Genomic DNA, 22,897 nt, shown 5'->3' with positions numbered 1-22,897 from the left:
TACAAGATGTTAACTAAGTTCAATAGAAGAGTTTTAGGTCAAATCAGTTCAGGCATAGTTGTTTTTTCGATGGTTTGGTTATTTCAACCACAAGATATCCACGCACAAACTGTTCAGCACTCGCTAAGTGTATCTGCCTTTCCGGCTAATGATGTACGGTTGGATCCTTCTTGGGTAAAAAGCCGGGAAGAATTAAACACTAGCTATCTTTTAACACTTGATCCCGATCGCTTATTGCATAATTTTAGAATCAACGCCGGCCTGCCTTCTAAGGCAAAACCTTTGGGCGGATGGGAGGCGCCAGACATTGGTCTCCGTGGTCATTTTACCGGTCATTACCTCTCGGCAGTTTCGCTTTTGGTAGAGCAGTATCAAAATCCTTTATTGCGCCAAAGGCTGCTTTATATGGTTGATGAGTTGTATAAATGTCAGCAGGCTTTAGGTAAAGGTTACCTGAGTGCTTTTCCGGAACGTGATTTTGATACCCTCGAAAAAACATTCGGAAATGTATGGGCACCATACTATACCTACCATAAAATTATGCAGGGGCTTTTAGATGTTTACACGCTTACGGGTAACCAAAAGGCTTATACCATGGTTAATTTAATGGCCAGTTATGTGCAGAACAGAATGGCTAAGCTAGATGCGCAAAGCATTGAAAAAATATTATATACGGTTGGTGCTAACCCAAGCAATGAGGTAGGCCCAATGAATGAGGTGATGTATAACCTTTATCAAGTTTCCCATAAGCCTGAACACCTGGCGCTGGCTAAACTATTTGATAGGGATTGGTTCTTTCGTCCGTTGGCCGAAAATCAAGATATCCTTTCGGGGCTGCATTCCAATACGCATCTGGTTTTGGTAAATGGTTTTGCACAGCGTGCGGTTACTACTGGTGAAAGTGCTTATCTGGCTGCGGCAACGAATTTTTGGAATATGCTGATGCAACATCATGCCTATGCCAATGGCTCTAGCAGCGGTCCACGGCCAAATGTAACCAGCCCAACATCACTTACGGCAGAACACTGGGGCGTTCCGGATCATCTAAGCAATACCATGACTAAAGAAATTGCCGAATCGTGTGTTTCTCACAACAGCCAAAAACTAACCAGTTACCTGTTCTGTCAGGATCAACAACCTGCTTATGCCGAAACGTATATGAATACGTTCTATAACTCGGTAATGGCATTACAAAATGGGAGTACCGGCGCGGTGGTGTACCACTTGCCGCTCGGTTCGCCAAGAGAAAAGAAATTTTTAAAAGATGATGATTTCAGGTGCTGTAACGGAACTTCAGTTGAAGCTTTTGCATCGCTAAATAAGGGAATTTATTATCATGACGCTGTGTCTGTATGGATCAACCTGTATGTACCGTCTACCTTAAACTGGAAAGAACAAAAAATTGCACTTCAGCAGGAAGGTAGCTTTCCTGGCGATTCTGCGGTTACATTCACCGTAAAATCTGCTAAAACAAAAGCTTTAAAATTAAATTTTCTGATCCCGAGCTGGTCTGAGGGAACCGAGGTTTATATCAATGGAAAGCGTGAATCGGATGGCCCGGGTGCTGGTACTTACTTGTCCTTAAACCGTACTTGGAAACCAGGAGACAAAATTAAGTTGGTTTTTCACTACCGTTTCCACCTTAAAGACATGCCTGATAACGAAAATGTATTTGCCATTTTTTACGGTCCAAACCTGCTGGCTGCAGAAACTGACGCAGAATTTGTTTTAAAAGGGTCTAAACAGGAAATTCTGAAGAGCCTGAATAACGAAGGAAAAGGTATTTTTAAACTCCGCAATGCCAATAATACCTTTACGATGCGCGCACTTTATGAGATCAGTAATCAATCATATGGGGTATATGCAACTTTACGGAATTATTGATCTTTCAAAATCACTACCTTCTTTAATCGTATTGGAGGGAGTGGTTTAATTCCAAAACATCTTTGCTCTTTTACAATGATATAAATCATAATCGATCTCATCAGCATGACGCGGCGCCTGGCCCGGAAACTATAAAAAGCATATACTTACTGAAAATATTAATCAGGTATTTAGAAAATAAAAAAATATCAGGGCAGTCGCCTCCATATGATATAATCAGTTACGTTTGGACATAAACATGTAATTTCTACATTGCAGTAAATACAAAGTGAGCGTTGGTTCGTATATATAAAGTTGCACATTTACAGTAAACAAGCTTTTCTCTCATCATTAATAACACTTTTGGCGAAATTATGGCTGTGTATGTTGGTTTTTGATGTTTTATAAGTTAATTTGCTTAAACTTTCCCTAAAGCCATGAATAGCTATGAATCTTTTTCGGATGTCCAGCTAATTTTCCATATGCAACATGGCGATCAAGGTGCTTTTACGGAAATTTACCGCAGGTTTTGGGATAAGGTATTTGCTGTAGCCTACCATCGTTTGGCTAACCAGGCCGAAGCCGAAGAAGTTGTACAGGAAGTATTTTTAAGCCTTTGGAAACGGCGTTCCAATCTGCAGATCCAGTATAGCCTGCGTACTTATTTAAGTGCCGCCACCAAATACCAGGTGATTAACAAACAAAGCAGGGGATATTCTTTTGCGGAAAAAGGAAACTCGCTGGATGACATTGCAGAACAGGGGATTGACACTACGGAGTTATGGTTTTCTGAACGCGAACTCCGACAGGAATTAGATAAACATATCAATGAGCTTCCGCTTAAATGCCGTTTGATTTTTAAAATGAGCAGGGAAGAGTATATGTCAAATGCAGCAATCGCTGAAGAATTAGACGTATCTGAAAAAACAGTCGAAGCACACATTACCAGGGCACTAAAAATTTTGAGGGGTAAATTAGGCGCGGGATTGCCATTAATTTTGTATCTCCTTTCCAAATAAAAATTTATTTTAAATTTAATATAGGGTTAGGCCTTGTTGATGTGACTATATGTTAAATCAACAAACAATTGGATCAACGCTATAAAAACTACTCCATACCGGAAATTGCCTACAAGTGGCAAAAAGGAACAGCTACGCCAGAAGAAAAAGCCTTTTACGAGCAATGGTATGCCTCTTTTAATGATGAAGAACTCGATCTTCGGGAAACCAACTATACTGGATTTGATGAGTTGGAGAAAAGTCTTTATTCCAAAATAAGTGCTGGGATTAAAGAAGAGAAAATGAGGCCTTTAACAGCTAAACTTTTTCCCCTCTGGTTTACAAGTGCGGCAGCCATATTGGTCTTCGCTTTTGGTTTTTTTGCTTATCAATCGGGTTGGATGAGTTTGCTCACTTCAACCAATAAAACCAAAACGGAGATTTTACCTGGAACAAATACAGCTACGTTAAAACTATCGAACGGAAAGATTTTGCAGTTAAGTAACAATAAATTAGGCTTGAAAATCAATTCTGCTGATCTGGAATATATAGACGGAAGTGATATTGCTTTAGAAAAAACGAGTGTTGTAAGCAAAGAGATGGAGATTAAAACACCAAACGGTGGTACTTACCAGGTAGAACTCCCTGATGGTACAAAGGTTTGGTTGAATGCTTCAAGCAGCATTATGCTGGCTGCAAACTTTTCATCCAGTTTCGAGCGGCGTTTAAAATTACAGGGCGAGGCTTATTTTGAAGTGGCAAAAGTAAGCACATCAGTTAATGGTGTTCAAAAAAGAAAACCTTTTATCATCACGGTTGATAATAAAGCGATCGAGGTATTAGGGACGCATTTTAACGTAAGGGCTTATAGTACTGAACCATCAATTAGGACAACTTTGCTGGAGGGCAGCGTAAAAGTGGTGAATGGTAATTCCGAGAAAAAAATAATTCCCGGCGAGCAAGCTACAGTTGTTAATGGGCTTATTAATGTAAATAAAGTTGATGTAGAAGATGTTATTGCCTGGAAGAACGGAATCTTTCAGTTCAGCAACGAAGGAATTGAACGCATTATGCAGGATATTGCCCGATGGTATAACATCGAAGTGGTTTATAATGGTCCGGTTACAAAGGAAAGCTTTGGTGGGGCGATTTCCAGAAATAAACCTTTAAAGGATGTGCTTTCATCGCTTGAAGAAACAGGTGGGGTACATTTTAAAGTAGAAGGAAGGAGGGTAATCGTAATGCCTTAAAATTTTACGTCACTACGTTCCAAAAAGAACCGGAGGTGAGATGAAGCACCCCCGGCAGTAAATTTGGAGCGGTATAAATGAAGAATGATTTTCAACTAAACCAAAACAACCAAACTAACCAGGATACCATTGCGCCCGCAAGTGATATTCTATTCAAATGTATGAAAAAATCCATTTCAATGGACGATAAGCCTCGCGCCAATCGTTCCGGGCAAAATATGGGCTTTATAGCAAAAGTAGCCATACTTTTGTTTACCATTTTTGCCTTTCAGTTAGGTAACAGTAAAGCACAAACTGTTACCCTATCAAAAAGCAATGTAAAAATTGTTGATGTTTTTAAAGAGATCAGAAAACAGACGGGATACGATTTCGTGTACACTTCCAGTCATATCAGTGAAAGTACACCGGTAACCATAAATGTAAAAAATGTATCATTGGAGAGTGCACTCGCAGCGTGTTTTAAAGATCAGCCGCTAAGTTATTCCATTAAAAATAAAACCATTATTGTTAAATCCAAACCCACTCAGGAAATTGGAGCTGCAGTATCAAAACCAGGTGGTAAATACCGTTTAATTACAGGCAGGGTTACTGATACTGACAATCGCTCACTCCCAGGCGTAACCGTATTTTCAAAAGAACTCAATGTAAGAACCGCTACCGATAAGGAAGGCAGGTATAGGATTGATGTCGCTGGCCAGGAAACAGCCACTTTAACCTTCTCATTTGTCGGCATGGAAACTAAGCAGGTAGCTGTAGGCAACAACCAATCTGTGGTAGATGTAACACTTGCAACGGCTGCTAAAGAAATGGAAGAAATGGTGGTTACGGGTTATCAGACCTTGAAAAAATCTGATGTAGTAGGTTCCACAGCTTCTATTAATGCCAAAGATTTGTATTTAAACGGTGTAAATACGATTGAGCAGGCACTTCAAGGGAAAATTGCAGGATTGGTGGTAACCAATACAAGTGGGTTAACCGGAACAAAACAATCAGTTCGTGTAAGGGGAACTTCAACCTTATCCGGTTCTCAGGAACCAATTTGGGTGGTAGACGGTGTAATTCAGGAAGAACCACTTCCGTTCAAGGCTCAGGAATTAAATAATGTAGGCGACATCACGTCTGATAATTTTGATGTGATTAGAAATTATGTAGGTAATTCCATACGGTGGTTAAATCCAATGGATATAGAAGACATTACCGTACTAAAGGATGCATCAGCAACCGCAATATACGGCATCAGAGCAGGAAATGGTGTGATCGTGATTACTACTAAAAAAGGTAAAGTAGGGCCGATGGCAATCAACTATTCTACCAACCTAAGTGTAACAGAAAAAGTAACTGCCAATAAACTTAACTTGATGAACTCTAAGGAAAGAGTTGCAGTATCGCGAGATATCTTCACTAACGGATTAACTTCTACTTTTGTAAACAATAGCATTGGTTATGCCGGCGCCTTGAATGACTACCTGTACAAAAAAACAATCAGCGCTGATGAATTCAATGCACGCGTTGCTGATTTGGAAACTGCAAATACAGACTGGTTTGATCTGCTTTACAGAGTTCCGTTTAGTAGCAGTCATACATTTAGCATTTCAGGAGGTAATACTAACACGCGTTATTACAGCTCACTAGGTTACAATAAATCCGTTGGAACCGCAATAGGCAACGATGCCACTGGAATTACCGGTAATTTTTCAATGAGTGCGCAATTATCGCCAAAGTTCAGTATCGATGGAAGATTATCGGCCTCTAAAAACGCCACAAATGGATTTTATATTATAGATACTTATAATTACGCTAAAAATACCAATAGGGCTATAAGAGCATATAACGTGGATGGTAGTCTGAACTTCTACCCGAATGCTTCAGGTTATCTTTTCAATATGATCAACGAGCGTGAAAATACCGGTAACTCAAATAAAGTTCTTTCCGCAAATGCGAGTGTAAATCTAAACTATAAGATCATTAACGGTTTAACGTTGCAAAGTTTATTCAGTTACAATGCTACGTCCACAATAGGTGAGTCTTATGCAACGGAAAGAAGTGAGTACATTGCACGCGAATATCGATACAATAATTATGGTCAATTCAAACCTAATGAGGCAGGATATAAACAAAGTAAGTTACCTGTTGGGGGTGAGTACAATGTAAATCAGGCAAATAGCGATGTATGGAATTGGAGGAATAGCATTTCTTATGTTAAATTGTTTGGTGGCAAGCATTCGATATCTGCAATGTTGGGGCAAGAACTCAGTAGCACCAAATATGTGGGTTATACTAATACCACTTTGGGTTATTTAAGAGATCGTGGGCGTTCATTTGCCACTTTACCTACAACTACCATACAAGCAGGTAATGCTACTTCCATCAGTGATTTTACAAATCGATTTACACCTAAAATAACCGATCGGCTTGCCAACACGATGGGGGTTTACTTAACCACTAGCTACAGCTATGATAGCCGTTATGTGATGAACTTCAGTGTCCGCAATGACCGTTCCAATAGATTTGGGCAGTTTACAAAAGAGAAATTTAATCCGGTTTGGGCAGGTGGAGTGAGATGGAACATGGCCAACGAAAAATGGTTTGATCGATCTAATTGGTTATCTAATTTGAGTGTAAGCGGTACTTTCGGTTATCAAAGAAATGTAGCTGCTAATGTGAGCCCTGATTTAATTGTTAAAATCCCTACGGGTGCATTAGCTAGTAGTGTAGAAGCCAATACTGGAGATAACTTATTAACGATAAGTAATCTACCTTATGGGGATTTGCGTTGGGAGCAAAATTCGAGTATGAATTTGGCGCTTGATTTCAGTCTGTTCAAAAGTAAGATTTCTGGATCATTTCAGTACTATAGTAAGCGAGGTAGGGAGTTGATCACAAGTCTGACAGTACCAGTTGAATACGGTGTAACCAATATGTTGGTGAACGGTGGTGCTATGCAAAACGACGGCTATGAAGTTACCGCGAGTTTTGTACCAGTACGTACGAAAAACTTTACTTGGAGCGCTAGTATCAATACAGCAAAGAATTTCAATAAAATCACAAAGGTTAGTCCGCAATTAGTCAATTGGTTAACAGCGGTGAGTGGTACACTTAACGTAGTTGGCCAACCTACGTCGGCATTTTACGCTTTCCGTTTTACTGGAATCAATCCCAGCAATGGATATCCAGAGTTTGATACATCTGTTGCCGAAGGGGCAGATCCAAAGGATCCTACATCGTACATGGTTTATGCTGGTAAATTAGACCCAGACTTTACTTCTGGCTTAGGCATGAATTTTAGGTATAAAATGCTGACTTTAAGTACTAGCTTTTACTTGCAAGTGGGGGGTAAAAGGTTCCTGGCCCCGCTTTACAATCTTAGTAAAAACCTTCCCACCGAGTATCAAAACTTAACTAGGGAATTGCTAGATCGTTGGACCCTTTCCAACACAGGAGCTAGCATCCCAGGTCTTCCAGATAGTGCAGTTCCAACTGTGATATTACCTGGACGCGCTGGCATGGGTGGGGTCAATCCAACTCCTTTTGATATGTATAATTACAGCACTGAGCGTTTAGTTAGCGCCTCGGCATTACGTTGCAACAATTTATCATTGAGTTATACCTTGCCAGAGTCGATTCTTAAGCGTCTGAAAGCAAAAAATGTGAATGTCGGTGCTGGTGTAAATAATGTCTTCGCAATCAATAGTAAAGATTTCAAAGGATTGGATCCTGAAGTGGCAACTGGTCAACAGCCAAGGACAAGAACTTACACCCTTAACATCAACTTAAGTTTATAATGAGACATATGAAAATTTTCAAGATATTTTCCCTTTTATTGCTGATTGTAATATTAGGAGGTTGCAAAAAGTTTCTGGCAGAGTACAGTCAAGATGAAATGAGGCCATCAACAACAGATGATCTGGCCGCCATTATGTATAGTGAAGCCTATCCATATAGTGTATCCTTTGATAACCTAGATTTACTTACTGATGATGTTCAAAGCAATGGATTGTCTACCTCGGCTGGAAGCCCTGTAGCTGCTTATGTAACAGCGATGCAGAACGGAACGCCCCAGTTTACTTTCAATCCGGAAATGTTCGATGCCAATAGTGTAATTCCAAAAACGGCTAATCTTTATGAAAACTATTACTCGAAAATAAAAGGATGCAATGTAGTGATGGATAACCTAGGCCAAGTATCAGGATCTGAACAATCTAAGAATGCAATATTAGGTCAATGTTTATTTCTCCGTGCATATTACCATTTGAGATTAGTATTGCTATATAGCCAACCATACACCTCTACTGGAGTGAATCCTGAGACTAGTTTGGGCGTGCCGCTTATTTTATCAAGTCAAGTAAGAGATGGGGGGATTAAACGCCCAACGCTAAAACAAACCTACGATCAAATTGAAGCCGACCTCCTCAAGGCAGCGGAACTATTGAAAATAAACTATACGCAAACCAGTAATTTTAGGGTAGGCGTAGCGGCTGCTTATGCTTGTTTAACAAGGTTTTACCTGTTAAGGGGATTGGATGCCGATGTTGATAAAGTAATTACCTATGCTAATAAAACCTTTGAAGAACGCAGTATATTGACACCATTAACCACATTCTTTACGTCATCGAATGCAATTTCTGGTACTGGGATATATGACGGTGCCAACGCAGAAGTGCTATGGACACATGGCGGTAACTCAAGAACCGATTTTACTTACTTTGCTTCACTTACTGCAGGAGCGGTACCGCCATTTGCCGTTTCCGGAAATCTTACCTCTACTTATGAACAGGGGCCAAACACTTCTAATTATGGCGACTTAAGATATCAGATGTATTTCACTAAATACACCAACTCCGGCACTTTTCCTTATAGTAGTGCAAAATCTAGCGCGAATGCGCAAGGTTCAGGCTCTAAGGGTTTCCGTTTATCAGAGGTGTACCTGAACAGAGCTGAAGCTTTAATCAAGCGATTTATGAAAACCGGTAATGTTGCAGATCGTACACAAGCACTAGCTGATCTGAATTATCTAAGAAGTAATCGTTATGATACTCGAAATACAGCTTATATACCTGTGAACATAACGGATGCAAATGCATTATTTACTTTTTATCAGCAGGAGCGCAGACGAGAATTGGCCTTGGAAGATAATTTTAGATGGCAGGATATTCGACGATGGGCGCTGCCAGTGGTGCATAATTATATAGCTTCTGATGGACAGGCTACAACTTATACACTTCCCGCAAATAGCCCGCTCTACGCTTTGCCGATTCCATTCAAAGCCATAACTAACAATCCCAACCTGGAACAAAATCCAAGATAATTTTTTACTTAAAATCTGAATAAGATGAAACGACATATTACAGGCCTTTTCGTTCTCAGTGCTTTACTAACCATTATGGCATGTAAAAAGTCTGTGGAGGTATTAACGCCTTCTGGCTCTGATGAAACTTATAAAGTTCCTCAAGGAAATAACGATTATGACAACACCATTGTAGATTACTATAATAAGTACGGTACCTACATGTTATATAAATTTACGGAAAAAGATGTTTATTGGACGCCTACAGGTTGGAAAAAGCCAACGTTACCAAATGGAACTTGGACAACTGGCGCTGAAGTAGAAGCTTCTGATTCCGCATATATTAATGCGCAGCTCAATTTGATCAAAAACAAATGGTTTGGGTTTTACACAGATAAGTTTCTGAAGAAGTTCTTGCCGGCGAAGATCATGCTTTGTAAGAAAGTTGATTCTGTATTTACCAATTACGTTTTTACACCAACATTCACTGCTGTGAAAGGAACAAAAAAGGTAGCAGCGTTTTATAATTATGATAATATTCAGGTGAATTATGGTGACGCAACAGTAAATTCGATGACGGCTGCTGAACAAAGGCTATTTATCTATAAGGTAAATCTTATTTTCATGCAAAGCATTTATGCACGAGGTTTGAATGCACCTACCGCAGAGTTTGCGAATAGTGCAGATTACAATACTGCGATGACTACTTATGCTCAGGCTTATGGTAAAGGCATTATTATTGGATATTCAAATATTACTGCTCAGTCCGACTGGAATGCTTTTATTACAGCTATGGTCACCTATTCCGCACCACAGCTAAATGCCTCGGTAGCGATAACCGATCAAACAGCAGCTGGTATTCTTAATACCACAAAGGATCCTTCAGGTCAAATTAAGAGAAGATATAATATGGTTAGAAATTATTTTATCAATGAGTATGGTGTAGACTTACAGCTTGTTGGTAATGCTACTAGAGGCCTCTAAACGGATTAAATTAACTATTAATTAAGTATATAGGCAATACTTTAATAACACACAAATGAAACTACTTAAAAAGTTGTTGCTGATCGGACAGCTCTGTGTAAGCGCATCGCTGGTTGCGCAGACAACACCAGAACTTCCGTCGATACAAAAATTTGTTAAACCCAATGCGTCTAAATACACGGGTGTATTTAACGTATATCTGCAAGACGACAAATATTATCTGGAAGTTCCCGATTCTCTACTCAACCGGGATATTTTGGCCATGATTGTCATTGACAAAGGTTCTGCACAGGTATCGCGAGATCCCTCAAAGCGTTTTGGCTTTGCCGGCGATGTCGTCCATGAAGCGGTTTTCAAATTCAACAAAGGATTTAAAGAAACGCTAAACATGGAGCAAGCTCTGTTCTATATTGAACCAATCAAGCAGAGTGCTTATGAGGCTACCTTGAAAAACAAATTGGCGTCAATTATCGTAGCTTTTAGTCCAGTGGCGAAGGATGCCAAAGCGGTATTGATCGACATTACCAATACGCTGAACAGTGATATGCCCTTCTTATCACTTAGCGGTGCCAAGGATGAGTTATCTCTGGGACCCTATCAAAGCAACCTATCTCGTACTACAGGCGTAGCTGGTTTTGCTAACAGTTTAGTTTTTCGTTCCATTAGGGCATATGGGGCCGGTGTAGTGGCACCTAAACCAAATGCAACGAGCGCTCCAGCCGAGCGTCCAGACCAAGGGAATGTACAACAGATGACCGGACCTACATCCTGGGAAGTGGGCGCCAGTTGGTATTTGCTACCGGCAAAGCCTATGCGCTTACGTTTTGCAGATAAGCGAGTGGGGTATTTTGCACGCGCTATTAAAGATTACTCGCAAAATCCTACTAAGGTTGAGGACAGGAACTATGCAACGCGCTGGAAAATCGAGCCCAGGCCACAAGATGTTGACAAATTTAATCAGGGCGAATTGGTAGAGCCTGCATCTCCCATCGTCTATTATATCGATAAAAATACCCCAGCGTATTTGCGCCCTTATTTTATTGCAGGGGTAAATGCTTGGCAAAAGACTTTTGAACGGATCGGTTTTAAAAATGCGATTGTGGCTAAGATGGAGCCTACTGTGGATGAAAATCCCGATTTTTCTATAGATAATCCTGCCTATTCGGTTATTTCTTATAAACCGTCCACTACCGCTAATGCTTACGGACCGATGCTGATTGATCCACGTTCGGGACAGATCATCAGTTCACATGTGGCCGTTTTCCATAACATTACCGATCTACTGCAACGTTGGTACTTTGTCAATTGTGCCGCAAATGATCCTGCAGCCCGAAAATTACCGCTGGCAGAGGACATGATGGGCAGAATGGCGCAAATGGTGATCACCCATGAGGTAGGGCATACCCTTGGGCTTCGACACGATTTTGCAGGTAGCCACAGTTATGACGTAGACAGTGTACGTAACCGTTCTTTCGTTGCGAAAAATGGTTTTGGTGCATCGATTATGGACTATCTAAGGTTTAACTATGTGGCACAGCCAGAAGATGGCTTCAAATCAGAAGAGCTGCTGCCAAAGATCGGCGTTTATGACAATTTTGCAATAGAGTGGGGCTATAAAATTTTTCCAAAACATCAAAATGCCGAACAGGATGCAGAAGTACTGAAGCCTTGGGTGAGTCAAATGCGTAAAGATCCCCGGTTCCTATACTTTCCGGAAGGAGATTTTTTCGATCCAAGAATTCAATCTGAAGACATGGGAAGCAACGCGATGAAAGCGGGTACCTTGGCCATCAAAAATTTAAAGATCATGATGAGGAACTTAGCGGTATGGCTCGAAGATAATGATGACGAGAATTATACGATGATGAAACGAATGCATAGCGCCGTAGCCAGCAGGTACAATGAATACTTAGCCCATGTACTGAAAAATCTCGGCGGAAGGTACGCCGATAATGCACTAACCGAAGAGGAAAGACCAAATTACCTACCGGTGAGTAGAAATTTACAGAAAGAAGCAATGGCTTTTATCAGCGACTATTATTTTAATGAGCCCAAATGGCTTTTTCCGAAAGGAATCACAGATAAAACCAGGTTTACTTTTTCTGGCGAAGTATCAGCAGATTATGAGGCTTTTCTAGGTAGGGTTTTTTATAAATTTTCGGCTATTGGGAGAAATCAACGTATAGTAGGAGAACAACGCTATACGGTTGAAGAATTTTTCGATGATATGTATGGGGGGCTTTTTGCAGATTTAAATAGTTTGGAATCCATTTCTGCATACCGCAGGATGTTACAACAACGTTATGTGAACCTGCTTTTAACGGCTGTTTATAATCCTGCGAGCTATGAAAATGATGTCGCTATACTGCTTAAACAACAAATTGAGAAAGTCGCAGCAGCTTGTAAGGCGTCTCTTAAAATTAAAACGGATAAAATCTCTAGAGAACACCTCAGTGCTATTGTAGACATGATCTCACAATGGCAGGGGAAAAAAATTAACGAAATAAATTTCAGTCGTTAATAGCAAAATGATCAATACCATTACTTGACGTGGAGATGAGTAGGATAGGTTTAGTGATCTAAACCGGTGCAACTACACATAAAACGCAAAACCTTGGTGGCTTTATGCCGAAACAAAAAAAGAAATAGATGAAAAAAATATTCACAATAGCCCTTTGGATTTGGGTCACTGGTTCACAGCTGATGGCCCAAACCAACAAACCTGGTAGTCCGTTGAGCTTTGATAAATTCTTTAAAGACAAGATGAAAGTTATTCCCGGATACTTTCCAATTTATCAGCTAGACGATAAGTACTATCTACAAATCAATACCCAACAATTTAATAAAGATATCCTTGTGGTGGGAGACCTTCGGTATGGAAGTTCAAACCTTTCCAAATCGTCAGGCATCCTGCAGTTTAGCAAGGGCAATGCGGATAACCTATTTGTGACTAAAAGCGACTACAGTGAGCAAGCGGTGACCAACGAATCTATGGCCAATCTACTTACAGGATCTACATTGCAACCTATTAGCTTCACTTTTAAAATCGAGGCATTAGGCAAAGACTCCGGGTCTTACATCATTGATGTCACAAGGCAATTGATCGACGGCGGAGACCTATTTTCGTTTAAGAATTATAACTTCATCGCCAATCCAGATCCATCAAGGTCGGCTGTAGAGGAAGTAGTACCTATTAATAAAGGGGTATTGTTTAACGTTTACAGATCTCAAAATTCCTCTGCTAGAGATTACAATGGTAAACCTATTGATCAAGCTTTTACCTTTCAGATTGCTTTAGTATTTCAGGAGCTTTCAGCACAGACCATGCCGATTCGCATCAGCGATCGTAGAATGGGATTTAGTACTAAATCTTTCACCGATTTTGGATTAAAGGGGTATGCGGCTAAAAAGGTAAACATCATTAGAAAATGGAACGTTAAAGTTGGTGTTAATGACTTGGCTAAGTATCAATCTGGTCAATTGGTGGCACCAGAAAGGCCTATAGTTGTTTATATCCACCCTTCAGTTCCGAAGTTTTTGATCGATTCATTTAAGGAGAGTGCATTAGCTTGGAATAAATGCTTCGAAACTGCTGGATTCAAAGATGTCATCAAAGTCATACTCCCAGCACAAGCCAAGCAGCAGCTAATGGAAGAAGGAACGATTGTGATCTCTTGGGGAGGAGTCGCAGTTAAGCCCGTGGTAGAAACAGTCGACGATCCACGTACCGGTGAGATTAAAACAGCAAAGATTACTTTCTCTGACCTGGTGGTGGACAACTTGCTACAAAAGTACTTTGTACAATGCGGCAAATACGACATACGTATACAAAAAGACGCCAACTCGCCAGCAGTAAGAGCTGATATCTTAAAGTTTAAGCTAGGCCAGGCAATGGCACAGGCATTAGGGATGTTGCCCAATTACGCTGGTAGCGCTGCTTACAGCATCGCGCAGATCAGCAGTCCGCAATGGGTGCTGAAGAATGGTTTTACATCCTCAATCACGGATGAATTGAATTTTAATTTTCTAATGTTGCCTACCAGGGGATTTAACAGTAAGTTGTTTATTCCCAGTATTGGCGCGTACGATCATTTTGCAATCAATTGGGCCTATAGACAATATCCTGATAAACCTATCAAACCTAATTTCCTAAAGGACGGCAAGATTGATCCGGCGCTTTTTTACGCTGCCGAAGATAAAAGCAATCCACTTGCACAGGCTGAAGATCTATCTGCTCAAAATATTGAGGCTGCCCAAAAAGGCATTGCTAAATTGATGGATTTTTATCCTGAATTGAATGGTATAGCTGCAAAGATGAACGATGATACCTCAGATACCTACATGTTGCTGGCTGCGAATTTCATTATGGCTTACGACCAATATGTGACTAGTGTATTGCCGAATATTGGCGGTGCGGAACGTTATACGGTTATGAAAGGGTATAATGATGTGCCTCTTCGTTATGTTGCGAAGGCCAGGCAGCAGGCCACTTTTGAATTTTTGTATCATAACGTATTGAAGGCGGTACCGGCCTGGACCCGAAATGATAGGGCGCAGTTTACCGATGGCTCCAATACCGAAACTTTAGTAACCAAAACAGCGGTAAAGGTGATTAATTACTTAATCAATGCCGATTTAATTAAAAACTTAATTGAGGCAGAAAATTCTGGACAGCAAGGCGTTTTTGGAACCAAGGATCTCTTTGATAATATAGATCATTATCTATTCATGAATTTCGACTCGAAAATACCATTAACTAGGTATCAACGTAATATACAGGCTACCTTAATCAGAAGTTTGCTGGCCTTAAACGGGAAAAATAAAATAAGTGCCGGGCTTAATGAAGTAAGCGTAGCACTAAATAGTTACACCACTTCCTTAGCTAAACGAATGGATGCCCTCGCCAAATCCCATACCGACCAATTAAGCAAAGACCATTTTCAATTGATGAAGATGCTAATGGATAATGAACTAAACGCGAAATAATGAAAAATTTAATCATAGGTTTATTGCTGCTTTCGTTGGTTATCACCGCGAAAGCTCAAACTAAAAAAATCAATTTTGAACATTTGACCTTTCGGGAAGCTTTGGCTAAGGCTAAAAGCGAAAATAAATTGGTTTTTGTAGATTGTTTCACCACCTGGTGCATCCCTTGCAAACAGATGGAGGCCAGTGTATTTACACAAGATAGTGTTGCTGATTTTTACAATAAAAATTTCGTTAACATTAAAGTTGATATGGAAAAAGGAGAAGGCTCTGTACTAAAAAAAATGTTTACGGTTGAAGCTTACCCGTCTTATCTGATATTGGATGCCGAAGGGAAAATCCGAAATAAATTTGTGGGCGGCATGTCGGCCAAAGACTTTATAGCTAACGCTAAAAAAGCGCTGGGAATAAGTGAAGAGGCGAGGTTGAATGCAGTGTATGAAAGTGGAGATCGTTCGCCTGAATTCATGAGAAATTACATCAGGCATAAGATTAAAGTGATGGAAATTTCAAAAGCTAAGTTACTCAATACCGAATTTATGGCCACGCTTACTCCTGAACAAAAAGCGAGTCCGGAGAATTGGTTCTTATTTGGAGAAAATAGATATACCATGTATCTTTCTGATTTATTTAGCCCTAACTTTAAATACTTAGCGGATCACTGGAAAGATTTTGCCGCAAAGAATACCAAAGATACGGTAGACAAGAAATTATCATCTGTGTATAGGCAAATTGCTTCCTGGACGCTTAATGGATTTTATGCAAAGGTGAAACCTTATGATAAAGCGACATACGAAATGTACAAATCTGAGATCAAAAAAACGGAGATGCCAGATAAAAAGCAATTGTTAGTGATGATGGACATCGCTATGGCAGCAGGAGAGAAGAATATTACTACCGTTACAGATTTATTTATCAAACACCTGGCTTCTTTCTCTGAAGAAAACCGTCATATTCTTTTTGATTATTACACTTTTGCTAGAACAATCAAAGGTTACGAATTTCCAAAAATTGAAGTGCTTTCTGAGGAAATTTCCAAAAGTTCGAGCAATCCTTACTTAGTTAAACAGTTTAATTCTTTAAAAGAAAGATATGCGCCAAAAGCAAATTAGTTTATGGTGCGCTTGGTTGTTTTCCTGCACAGCGACTTTTGCACAGCAAGCTAATTATAAAGCTGCACAAAAGTTTGATGCGCCAAATCTGGCTAAACTAATTGGCACAACCAAAGTGATTCCTTTTTTTATTAAAAACAGTAATTATTTTTGGTTTGTAGCCGATGAAACCGGTTTAACTACAGCACAAATAAATTTTTCCAGCGATTCAGTTGTAACTGCCAGCAAAAAAAGCACGCATTATATCGTGAATATGTTAACAGGAAAAAAACAAGCACTTTTTGATAAACCTGCAATCACCAGGCAGTTAAAAGTACTCACCAATGAAACAGTAGATGATAAGAAAATCCTGTATTGGGCCAATTTTTCTGATGATGGGAAAAGCGTACTCGTAAAATACGGTACAAAAACTTATAACTATAGCTATGAAACCAAAAAGCTAACCTTGCAACAGATTAAAGAGCCGCTTAAAAAAATAGCTGGTTTTGGTGTTTCTTCCGATGGTAAATGGGAACTTTACACCAAAGCACATAACTTATACATCGCACCAACTGCTGATAAGCAAAAAGAGCGTCAGTTGAGTTTTGATGCCGAGCCGTATTTTTCATTCTGTGTAGATGAAAAAGGCTCCTATACTACAGATAAAACATATCCTTCCAATGCAAAATGGTTAGGTGCCAAATATTTTTATGCATTGCGTGTTGATACCAGAAAAGTAGGTACACTATCGGTAATCAGCTCGGCGGTAACGCCAAGGCCCAGGGTATCTACCTATAAATATGAATTACCCGGCGATAAGGATGTAGCACAATATGAACTTTATGTTGGCAGTGCCGAAAGCGGTTCATTTAAAAAAATAGACTTGAAACGTTGGCCAGATCAGCAGGTGGAAATATTAGAGGCCCAGGGAAATACAAAAGAGGTTTACGTGATCAGGCGTAAGCGCAGTAGAGACGAAATTGAACTTTGTGCCGTTGAGCTAGCTACTGGAAACATACGTTCTATCATCCACGAGACCAGTAAACCTTTTATCAACGAAAATTTTTTTAATGTTGCCATCATCAAAGGCGGAAAAGAAATTATTTGGTGGAGTGATAGGACGGGTTGGGGCCAATACTACCGTTACGATGGTGACGGACGTTTACTTAACGCCATCACCAGGGGTAATTTTACTGCCGGAAAAATCACAGCAATTGACACTGCTAAGGGTGATATTTATTTGTATGGTTATGGTAAGGAGCGAAATATCAATCCTTATTATTCCATGTTATATAAAGTGGCTTTAAATGGTAAAAATGAACATTTGCTAACCCCCGAAAATGCTACCCATCAGGTATATATTTCGCCAGATAGAAAAAATTTCATTGATAATTACTCCCGTATAGACATGGCTCCTGTAACCACATTGCGAAAAATTGACGGGAAACCGGTAGCCGAAATATTAAAGCCAAATGTAAGTAACCTGTATGCTTATGGTTGGAAAAATGCGGAGCCCTTTAAGGTAAAAGCCAAAGATGACACGACAGATTTGTATGGCCTGATTTGGAAACCATTCGATTTTGATCCGGCTAAAAAATATCCGGTAATATCGCAGGTTTATCCAGGCCCACAGATCGAGACTGTTTGGAACGATTTTACTGTGCTTGATAAATACAATAATGCTGCATTGGCCCAATTGGGGTTTGTCGTAGTAGCAGTTGGGCATAGAGGAGGATCCCCCATACGCAATGCCGGATATTACAAATTTGGCTACGGTAACCTTCGTGATAATGGTATAGATGACGATAAGTATGCCATTGAGCAGTTGGCAGCGCGTTTTTCTTATCTGGACCTAAACAGGGTAGGTATTTTTGGACATTCTGGAGGTGGCATGATGACGGTTGCAGCGATGTGTAAATATCCTGATTTTTATAAAGTAGGGGTAGCCTCATCAGGTAACCACGACAATAGAATCTACAACCGTACCTGGGGCGAAACTTATCAGGGATTAGATCATAAAATGCCCTTAAATGAAGATCTAGCCAAAAAATTAAAAGGTCATTTGATGCTGGTCACCGGCGAAGTGGACGACAACGTAAATCCTGCAAATACATATAGACTCGTAGATGCCCTCGTTAAAGCAGATAAAGATTTCGATTTAATGGTACTGCCTGTGCAGGATCACCATTATGAGGGACCTGCAAAACTTTATTTCGAGAAACGATTGAGGGCTTATTTTGCAAAATATTTTATTGAACAATACATTTCACATGATAGAAGGTAATATAGCAATTAAGTTGCTAATTTTTAGTTAATGATGAGCGGAGCTGGTTGGATGACCGCTCCGTTTTTATTTTAGCTTAAATAAATAATAATTTTACTACTGGTAAGTCACGACCGCAAATGACGAAAGCAATCCATCGTAAAGCACAATCACGCCCCCCTACTTGTAAAATAAATCCGGGCGTTATTGGATAACAACGGCACTGATGGATTTTTAAATAGCAATTTATTTGAAAGATTTTTTGAGGTTGTAATCTATTCTATAAATGTTTTTAATTATTTAACGGCCTCTATCTTTAAAACCACACTGGTTCTGTAAACACTTGCTTCAGGATTAAAGCCTACTTTCATCAAGAAGTCGCCAGAGTAAGCTTTAGTGCAGTCAATCGGCGATTTAACGCCAGGGTATAGATTAATTTCTTCTATTTTATAACTTTTAGCGGGATCTAATCCTTTTAGTTTAATCGGTAATATCACACCGTTTGTGAATAGGGTGGCCACATAATAATTAAAAACAATGGCTTGATCTTTTGAATCATTAACATAAGCAATTGAAGCTATTTTATTTTCGTATGGGTCCTGCAGGCGGTATTGCTGGCCATGCCAGATAATATCTTTAAGGCCATTATAGGTTTTAACGGCATTCTGACTAAAAAGCAAATCATTTTTACTTAACTCATTTACACGTACATCATAACCGAGTTTCCCCATCATAGCCACATCAGTTTTAAATTTAATCTGTTGTTTACCCATATCCGTAATGTGGTTATCTATTGCGATAGAAGGGAAATAATATGAATATTCCCATTGAATAAAAATCCGGTCGTATGGATTGGTATTATCACTGGGCCAAAATTCAGTGAAATACTGCAATGCAGCATAATCAACTCTCGAACCACCACCGGCACAAAGCATCATTGGTATTTTAGGATATTTTTTTCTGATCCGTTCCAATACGCTGTTTAGCCCCCTTATATATTCAAGATAAAAATGATCCTGGTTTTTTAACGTAAGAGAGTTGGCATTATATATGAGAGAATTACAATCCCATTTAATGAAGGCAACTTGCGGTACTTCCTTGAAAATATCATCTACTACTTTGTAAATAAAATCCTGAACCTGGCGGTTAGTTAAATCAAGCACCAATTGGTTACGCATATAATATTCTTTTCTTTCAGGTTGTCTGACAATCCAATCGGGATGCTTTTCATACAGCTCACTTTTAGGGTTTACCATTTCAGGTTCTATCCAGATGCCAAATTTTACCCCGCTGGCTGTGGCCTCTTTACCTAATGCACTGATGCCATTCTTCAGTTTCTGCCTATTATATTGCCAATCGCCCAAACCAGCATTGGAGCTATTACGTGGATATTTATTGCCAAACCAGCCATCATCCAACAAAAAAACATCAACCCCTAATTTTTTGGTATCTTTTGTCAGTTCATTTAGTTTTTCATCATTAAAATCGAAATATGTGGTTTCCCAGTTGTTCAGAATGGTAGATCTTTCGCCTTGGCCATCTAAGATCTGATAATTTCTGGCCCAATTATGCAAATTCCTGCTGGCTAAACCTTTTCCTGCCGATGAGTAAGTAAAAATAAAGCGGGGGGTAACGAAATTTTCGCCAGCCTTTAAAGTATAATTCGATGAAAAATTATTGATCCCGGCAGTTACCCGGAGATAGTACTCGTCAAAAATTTCAAAATCCAGCTTAAAATTTCCCGTCCACGCCAGCGATCCGGCAATTACTTCACCCATATCTTCGGTTGCAGGCTGATCTATCGAAACCATAAATGAAGAAGAATGAAGCAGGTTCGTCCTGGTTCCCAGTTTCGAATCGATGGTTTTTATACCATGCAGTAATTGCTGCTCTTCAGAGCGCATCTCGCGTGTAGCACCGCTATATTGGTTTTTAAGGAAGAATTTTTTTCCACTCAGGGTAAGATTTGCTGAAGCATATTTATTGAGTACTACAGTGCCCTTCTCCTGATGCCTGATTTCGGCCCACTGCTCAATTACGTTTTCATTAAAATAAGCCAGGTATTTTAAGGTCACCTGAAAATTGTATTTTAGATCCTTAAGAATAATGCTGGTCAATTTTCTATTCTGATCCAGCTGTTCAGTTTTTACATCCAAAAATGTTAATACCGTCGATTTGTTCCCGTCGCTATGGGTTACGGTTAATGCCGGTTCCAATAAATTGAGCGAGCCAGAGGCAATATAAGCTTCACGTTTGTTTAAAAGATCATCAGAGCCAGGTGTATATTTATCTAATGCCTGTATGCCTGGGTATTCGCTCGCGTTGTTTAGTTTTTTGCCTAGGTAGGTTGATAACAAAGTGTTGTCATGGTCTGTTTCTAAAATCAATACATTGTTTTTTGTCGCAATTTCTATCGTTTTTTGCGCGAAGCTATTTAGGCCTATAGCCATGGATATTAAAAAAAAATAAGTATTCTTTCTTTTCATTATTTGTTTTGGAAAAAAGTTAGGTCGCATTTGCTACAGCTCAAATTAGGATAACTAATTATGGTAAACTATCTGGAAATATGGACCAGTAAAAAGGCTCCCCGCGCCTGATCTTAAAGTTTGCTGCACATACACCTGTTTTATGTTCAGGTGAAATTTAGTGCTTTCTGATGTCACTGAATTTGCTATTTATATCCAATTATGATCTTTTTTTAACGGGAATAGTTATGATGCATAAATTATTTTTTTAATCAATCATTTCTTAATCTTGTTGTAAAATAAACAGGGCATTATTATTGTTGAACGGAGATTTATATCGTTTTTAAAAAATAACTTAATTTTAACGCTATAAATAATATCCAGGTTTTTCAGTTTTAATATTTTCAAGAACATGTATTTCCCTCGTCCTATTCAATCATCACAATCAAAATACGCTCATGAATTATAAAAAACTGCAGGAAGATGTAGAAAAGTACGTGGTTGATTACTTTCATACCCATAGCGATCCACGTTTGGTTTATCACAACCTGGAACATACGCAAGAAGTAGTTAATGCTGCGCAGCAGATAGCCAATCACTATCAGTTAAACGAACAGGATTTTTTTACGGTAATGGCGGCCGCCTATTTTCACGATACCGGATATTTTGAAGATGCGTTAAACCACGAAGCAAAAGGAGCAGTATTGGCAGATGATTTTTTAGCCAGGCATCAGGTAAACCAGGAGATTCGTGATCAGGTTAAAGCGTGCAATACTGGCTACAAAGATCCCACAAAACCCTAAAAGTCAAATTGATAAAATACTTTGTGATGCTGATCTGTTCCATTTAGGACAGGCCGATTTCCGTTCGAAAGGAAAATTGATGCATAAAGAGAATGAGAGGATTTATAAAAAAGATATCAGCAAATCAGACTGGCGCAAAAAAGACATCCAGTTTTTGGAATCGCATCATTACCATACCGATTATGCCAATTTGTTGTTAAGCGATCAGAAACAAAAAAACATTGAGAAACTGAAAAGCAAATTAACCGCACAGGAAGTAATCAACACCGAACTCGAAGAACCGAAAAACTTTGCACCAGTTATTGTTACCGATAAAAAGAAAAAAGATAAAGAAAACAGACCAGATAAAGGAATTGAAACAATGTTCAGGATTACATCGGCCAATAACCAAAGGTTGAGTGATATGGCTGATAATAAGGCACACATTCTTATTACCGTAAATTCGATTATGCTTTCCTTAATCGTGAGTTTATTGTTAAGGCGTCTGGAAGATCATGGCACCTGATTATTCCCACATTATTTTATTGATGGTGAGTTTAACTTGTGTTGTTGTTTCCATTTTATCCACCCGTCCCTCTATTCCACCAGGAGAATTTACGCAGGAAGATATGGATAAGAAAAAGGTAAACCTGTTATTTTTTGGCAACTTTTATAAAATGAGTTTGCCTAGTTATACCGATGGGATGATTAAGGTAATGAATGATAAAGATTTTTTATACGGCACATTGATCACCGATGTATACTCGCAAGGTGTAGTGTTGGGCAGAAAGTATAAACTCATCCGCCTGGCCTATAATATTTTTATGTTTGGTTTAATTGCAGCCGTATTGGCATTTGTAATTGCTTACGCAGCTTACGGTAAACTGTAATGGAGCAGCTAGTAGAAACCTCTTTTTTTTAATCGGGATTT

Annotated in this window: 14 protein-coding genes; 13 read left to right on the top strand and 1 reads right to left on the bottom strand. The window is 39.4% G+C overall.

The features are described 5' to 3' along the window. The first annotated feature begins 6 nt into the window (after positions 1-6). The 10 genes from PGN18_RS13380 to PGN18_RS13335 all read left to right on the top strand — a co-directional run bounded on the left by PGN18_RS13380 (position 7) and on the right by PGN18_RS13335 (position 18,740). A complete protein-coding gene (locus PGN18_RS13380; protein WP_335320012.1) occupies positions 7-1,884 on the top strand; it encodes a beta-L-arabinofuranosidase domain-containing protein in 1,878 nt (625 codons plus the stop codon). A gap of 416 nt (positions 1,885-2,300) precedes the next feature. Continuing rightward, positions 2,301-2,882, top strand: coding sequence for an RNA polymerase sigma factor (locus PGN18_RS13375; RefSeq protein ID WP_335320011.1), 582 nt, complete (start codon positions 2,301-2,303; stop codon positions 2,880-2,882). Positions 2,883-2,950: 68 nt separating this feature from the next. After that, entirely contained in the window at positions 2,951-4,111 is a 1,161-nt protein-coding gene (locus tag PGN18_RS13370; RefSeq protein WP_335320010.1) for a FecR family protein, read from the top strand. A gap of 77 nt (positions 4,112-4,188) precedes the next feature. Next, the gene (locus PGN18_RS13365) at positions 4,189-7,893 is read left to right on the top strand and encodes a SusC/RagA family TonB-linked outer membrane protein (RefSeq protein WP_335320009.1); all 3,705 of its coding nucleotides are present in this window, start codon (positions 4,189-4,191) and stop codon (positions 7,891-7,893) included. A gap of 8 nt (positions 7,894-7,901) precedes the next feature. Next, positions 7,902-9,416 (top strand): RagB/SusD family nutrient uptake outer membrane protein, encoded by a 1,515-nt coding sequence (locus PGN18_RS13360; protein ID WP_335320008.1) that lies wholly within the window; start codon positions 7,902-7,904, stop codon positions 9,414-9,416. A 24-nt stretch (positions 9,417-9,440) separates the two neighbouring features. After that, positions 9,441-10,379, top strand: a complete 939-nt coding sequence (locus PGN18_RS13355) for a putative zinc-binding metallopeptidase (RefSeq protein WP_335320006.1) — start codon at positions 9,441-9,443, stop codon at positions 10,377-10,379. A 55-nt stretch (positions 10,380-10,434) separates the two neighbouring features. Then, entirely contained in the window at positions 10,435-12,900 is a 2,466-nt protein-coding gene (locus tag PGN18_RS13350; RefSeq protein ID WP_335320004.1) for a zinc-dependent metalloprotease, read from the top strand. Between the two features lie 128 nt (positions 12,901-13,028). Beyond that, on the top strand, positions 13,029-15,365 hold the full coding sequence (locus PGN18_RS13345) for a DUF5117 and DUF5118 domain-containing protein (RefSeq protein ID WP_335320003.1): 2,337 nt from the start codon (positions 13,029-13,031) through the stop codon (positions 15,363-15,365). Beyond that, positions 15,365-16,477, top strand: coding sequence for a thioredoxin family protein (locus tag PGN18_RS13340; RefSeq protein ID WP_335320002.1), 1,113 nt, complete (start codon positions 15,365-15,367; stop codon positions 16,475-16,477). The genes PGN18_RS13345 and PGN18_RS13340 overlap by 1 nt, the downstream gene beginning before the upstream one ends. Further along, positions 16,458-18,740: a S9 family peptidase gene (locus tag PGN18_RS13335; RefSeq protein ID WP_335320001.1), complete on the top strand. Its 2,283-nt coding sequence runs from the start codon at positions 16,458-16,460 to the stop codon at positions 18,738-18,740. The genes PGN18_RS13340 and PGN18_RS13335 overlap by 20 nt, the downstream gene beginning before the upstream one ends. A 275-nt stretch (positions 18,741-19,015) precedes the next feature. On the opposite strand, the gene PGN18_RS13330 is transcribed toward PGN18_RS13335, so the two are convergent. Next, positions 19,016-21,205, bottom strand: a complete 2,190-nt coding sequence (locus tag PGN18_RS13330) for an alpha-galactosidase (protein ID WP_335320000.1) — start codon at positions 21,203-21,205, stop codon at positions 19,016-19,018. Between the two features lie 437 nt (positions 21,206-21,642). Here PGN18_RS13330 and PGN18_RS13325 point away from each other — a divergent pair, with 437 nt between their 5' ends. The 3 genes from PGN18_RS13325 to PGN18_RS13315 are packed head-to-tail and all read left to right on the top strand — an operon-like array spanning position 21,643 to position 22,856. Next, complete coding sequence (locus PGN18_RS13325) at positions 21,643-21,987, top strand: HD domain-containing protein (protein WP_335319999.1); 345 nt, start codon at positions 21,643-21,645, stop codon at positions 21,985-21,987. Beyond that, positions 21,935-22,492, top strand: a complete 558-nt coding sequence (locus PGN18_RS13320; protein ID WP_335319998.1) for a hypothetical protein — start codon at positions 21,935-21,937, stop codon at positions 22,490-22,492. Before PGN18_RS13325 ends, PGN18_RS13320 begins: the two co-directional genes overlap by 53 nt. Beyond that, positions 22,482-22,856: a Pycsar system effector family protein gene (locus tag PGN18_RS13315; RefSeq protein WP_335319997.1), complete on the top strand. Its 375-nt coding sequence runs from the start codon at positions 22,482-22,484 to the stop codon at positions 22,854-22,856. The genes PGN18_RS13320 and PGN18_RS13315 overlap by 11 nt, the downstream gene beginning before the upstream one ends. Positions 22,857-22,897 lie beyond the last annotated feature (41 nt).

Source organism: Pedobacter terrae, assembly GCF_036946585.1.
In the GTDB taxonomy this organism is placed as follows: domain Bacteria; phylum Bacteroidota; class Bacteroidia; order Sphingobacteriales; family Sphingobacteriaceae; genus Pedobacter; species Pedobacter terrae_C.
This window is presented reverse-complemented; position numbering and strand designations above follow the sequence as displayed.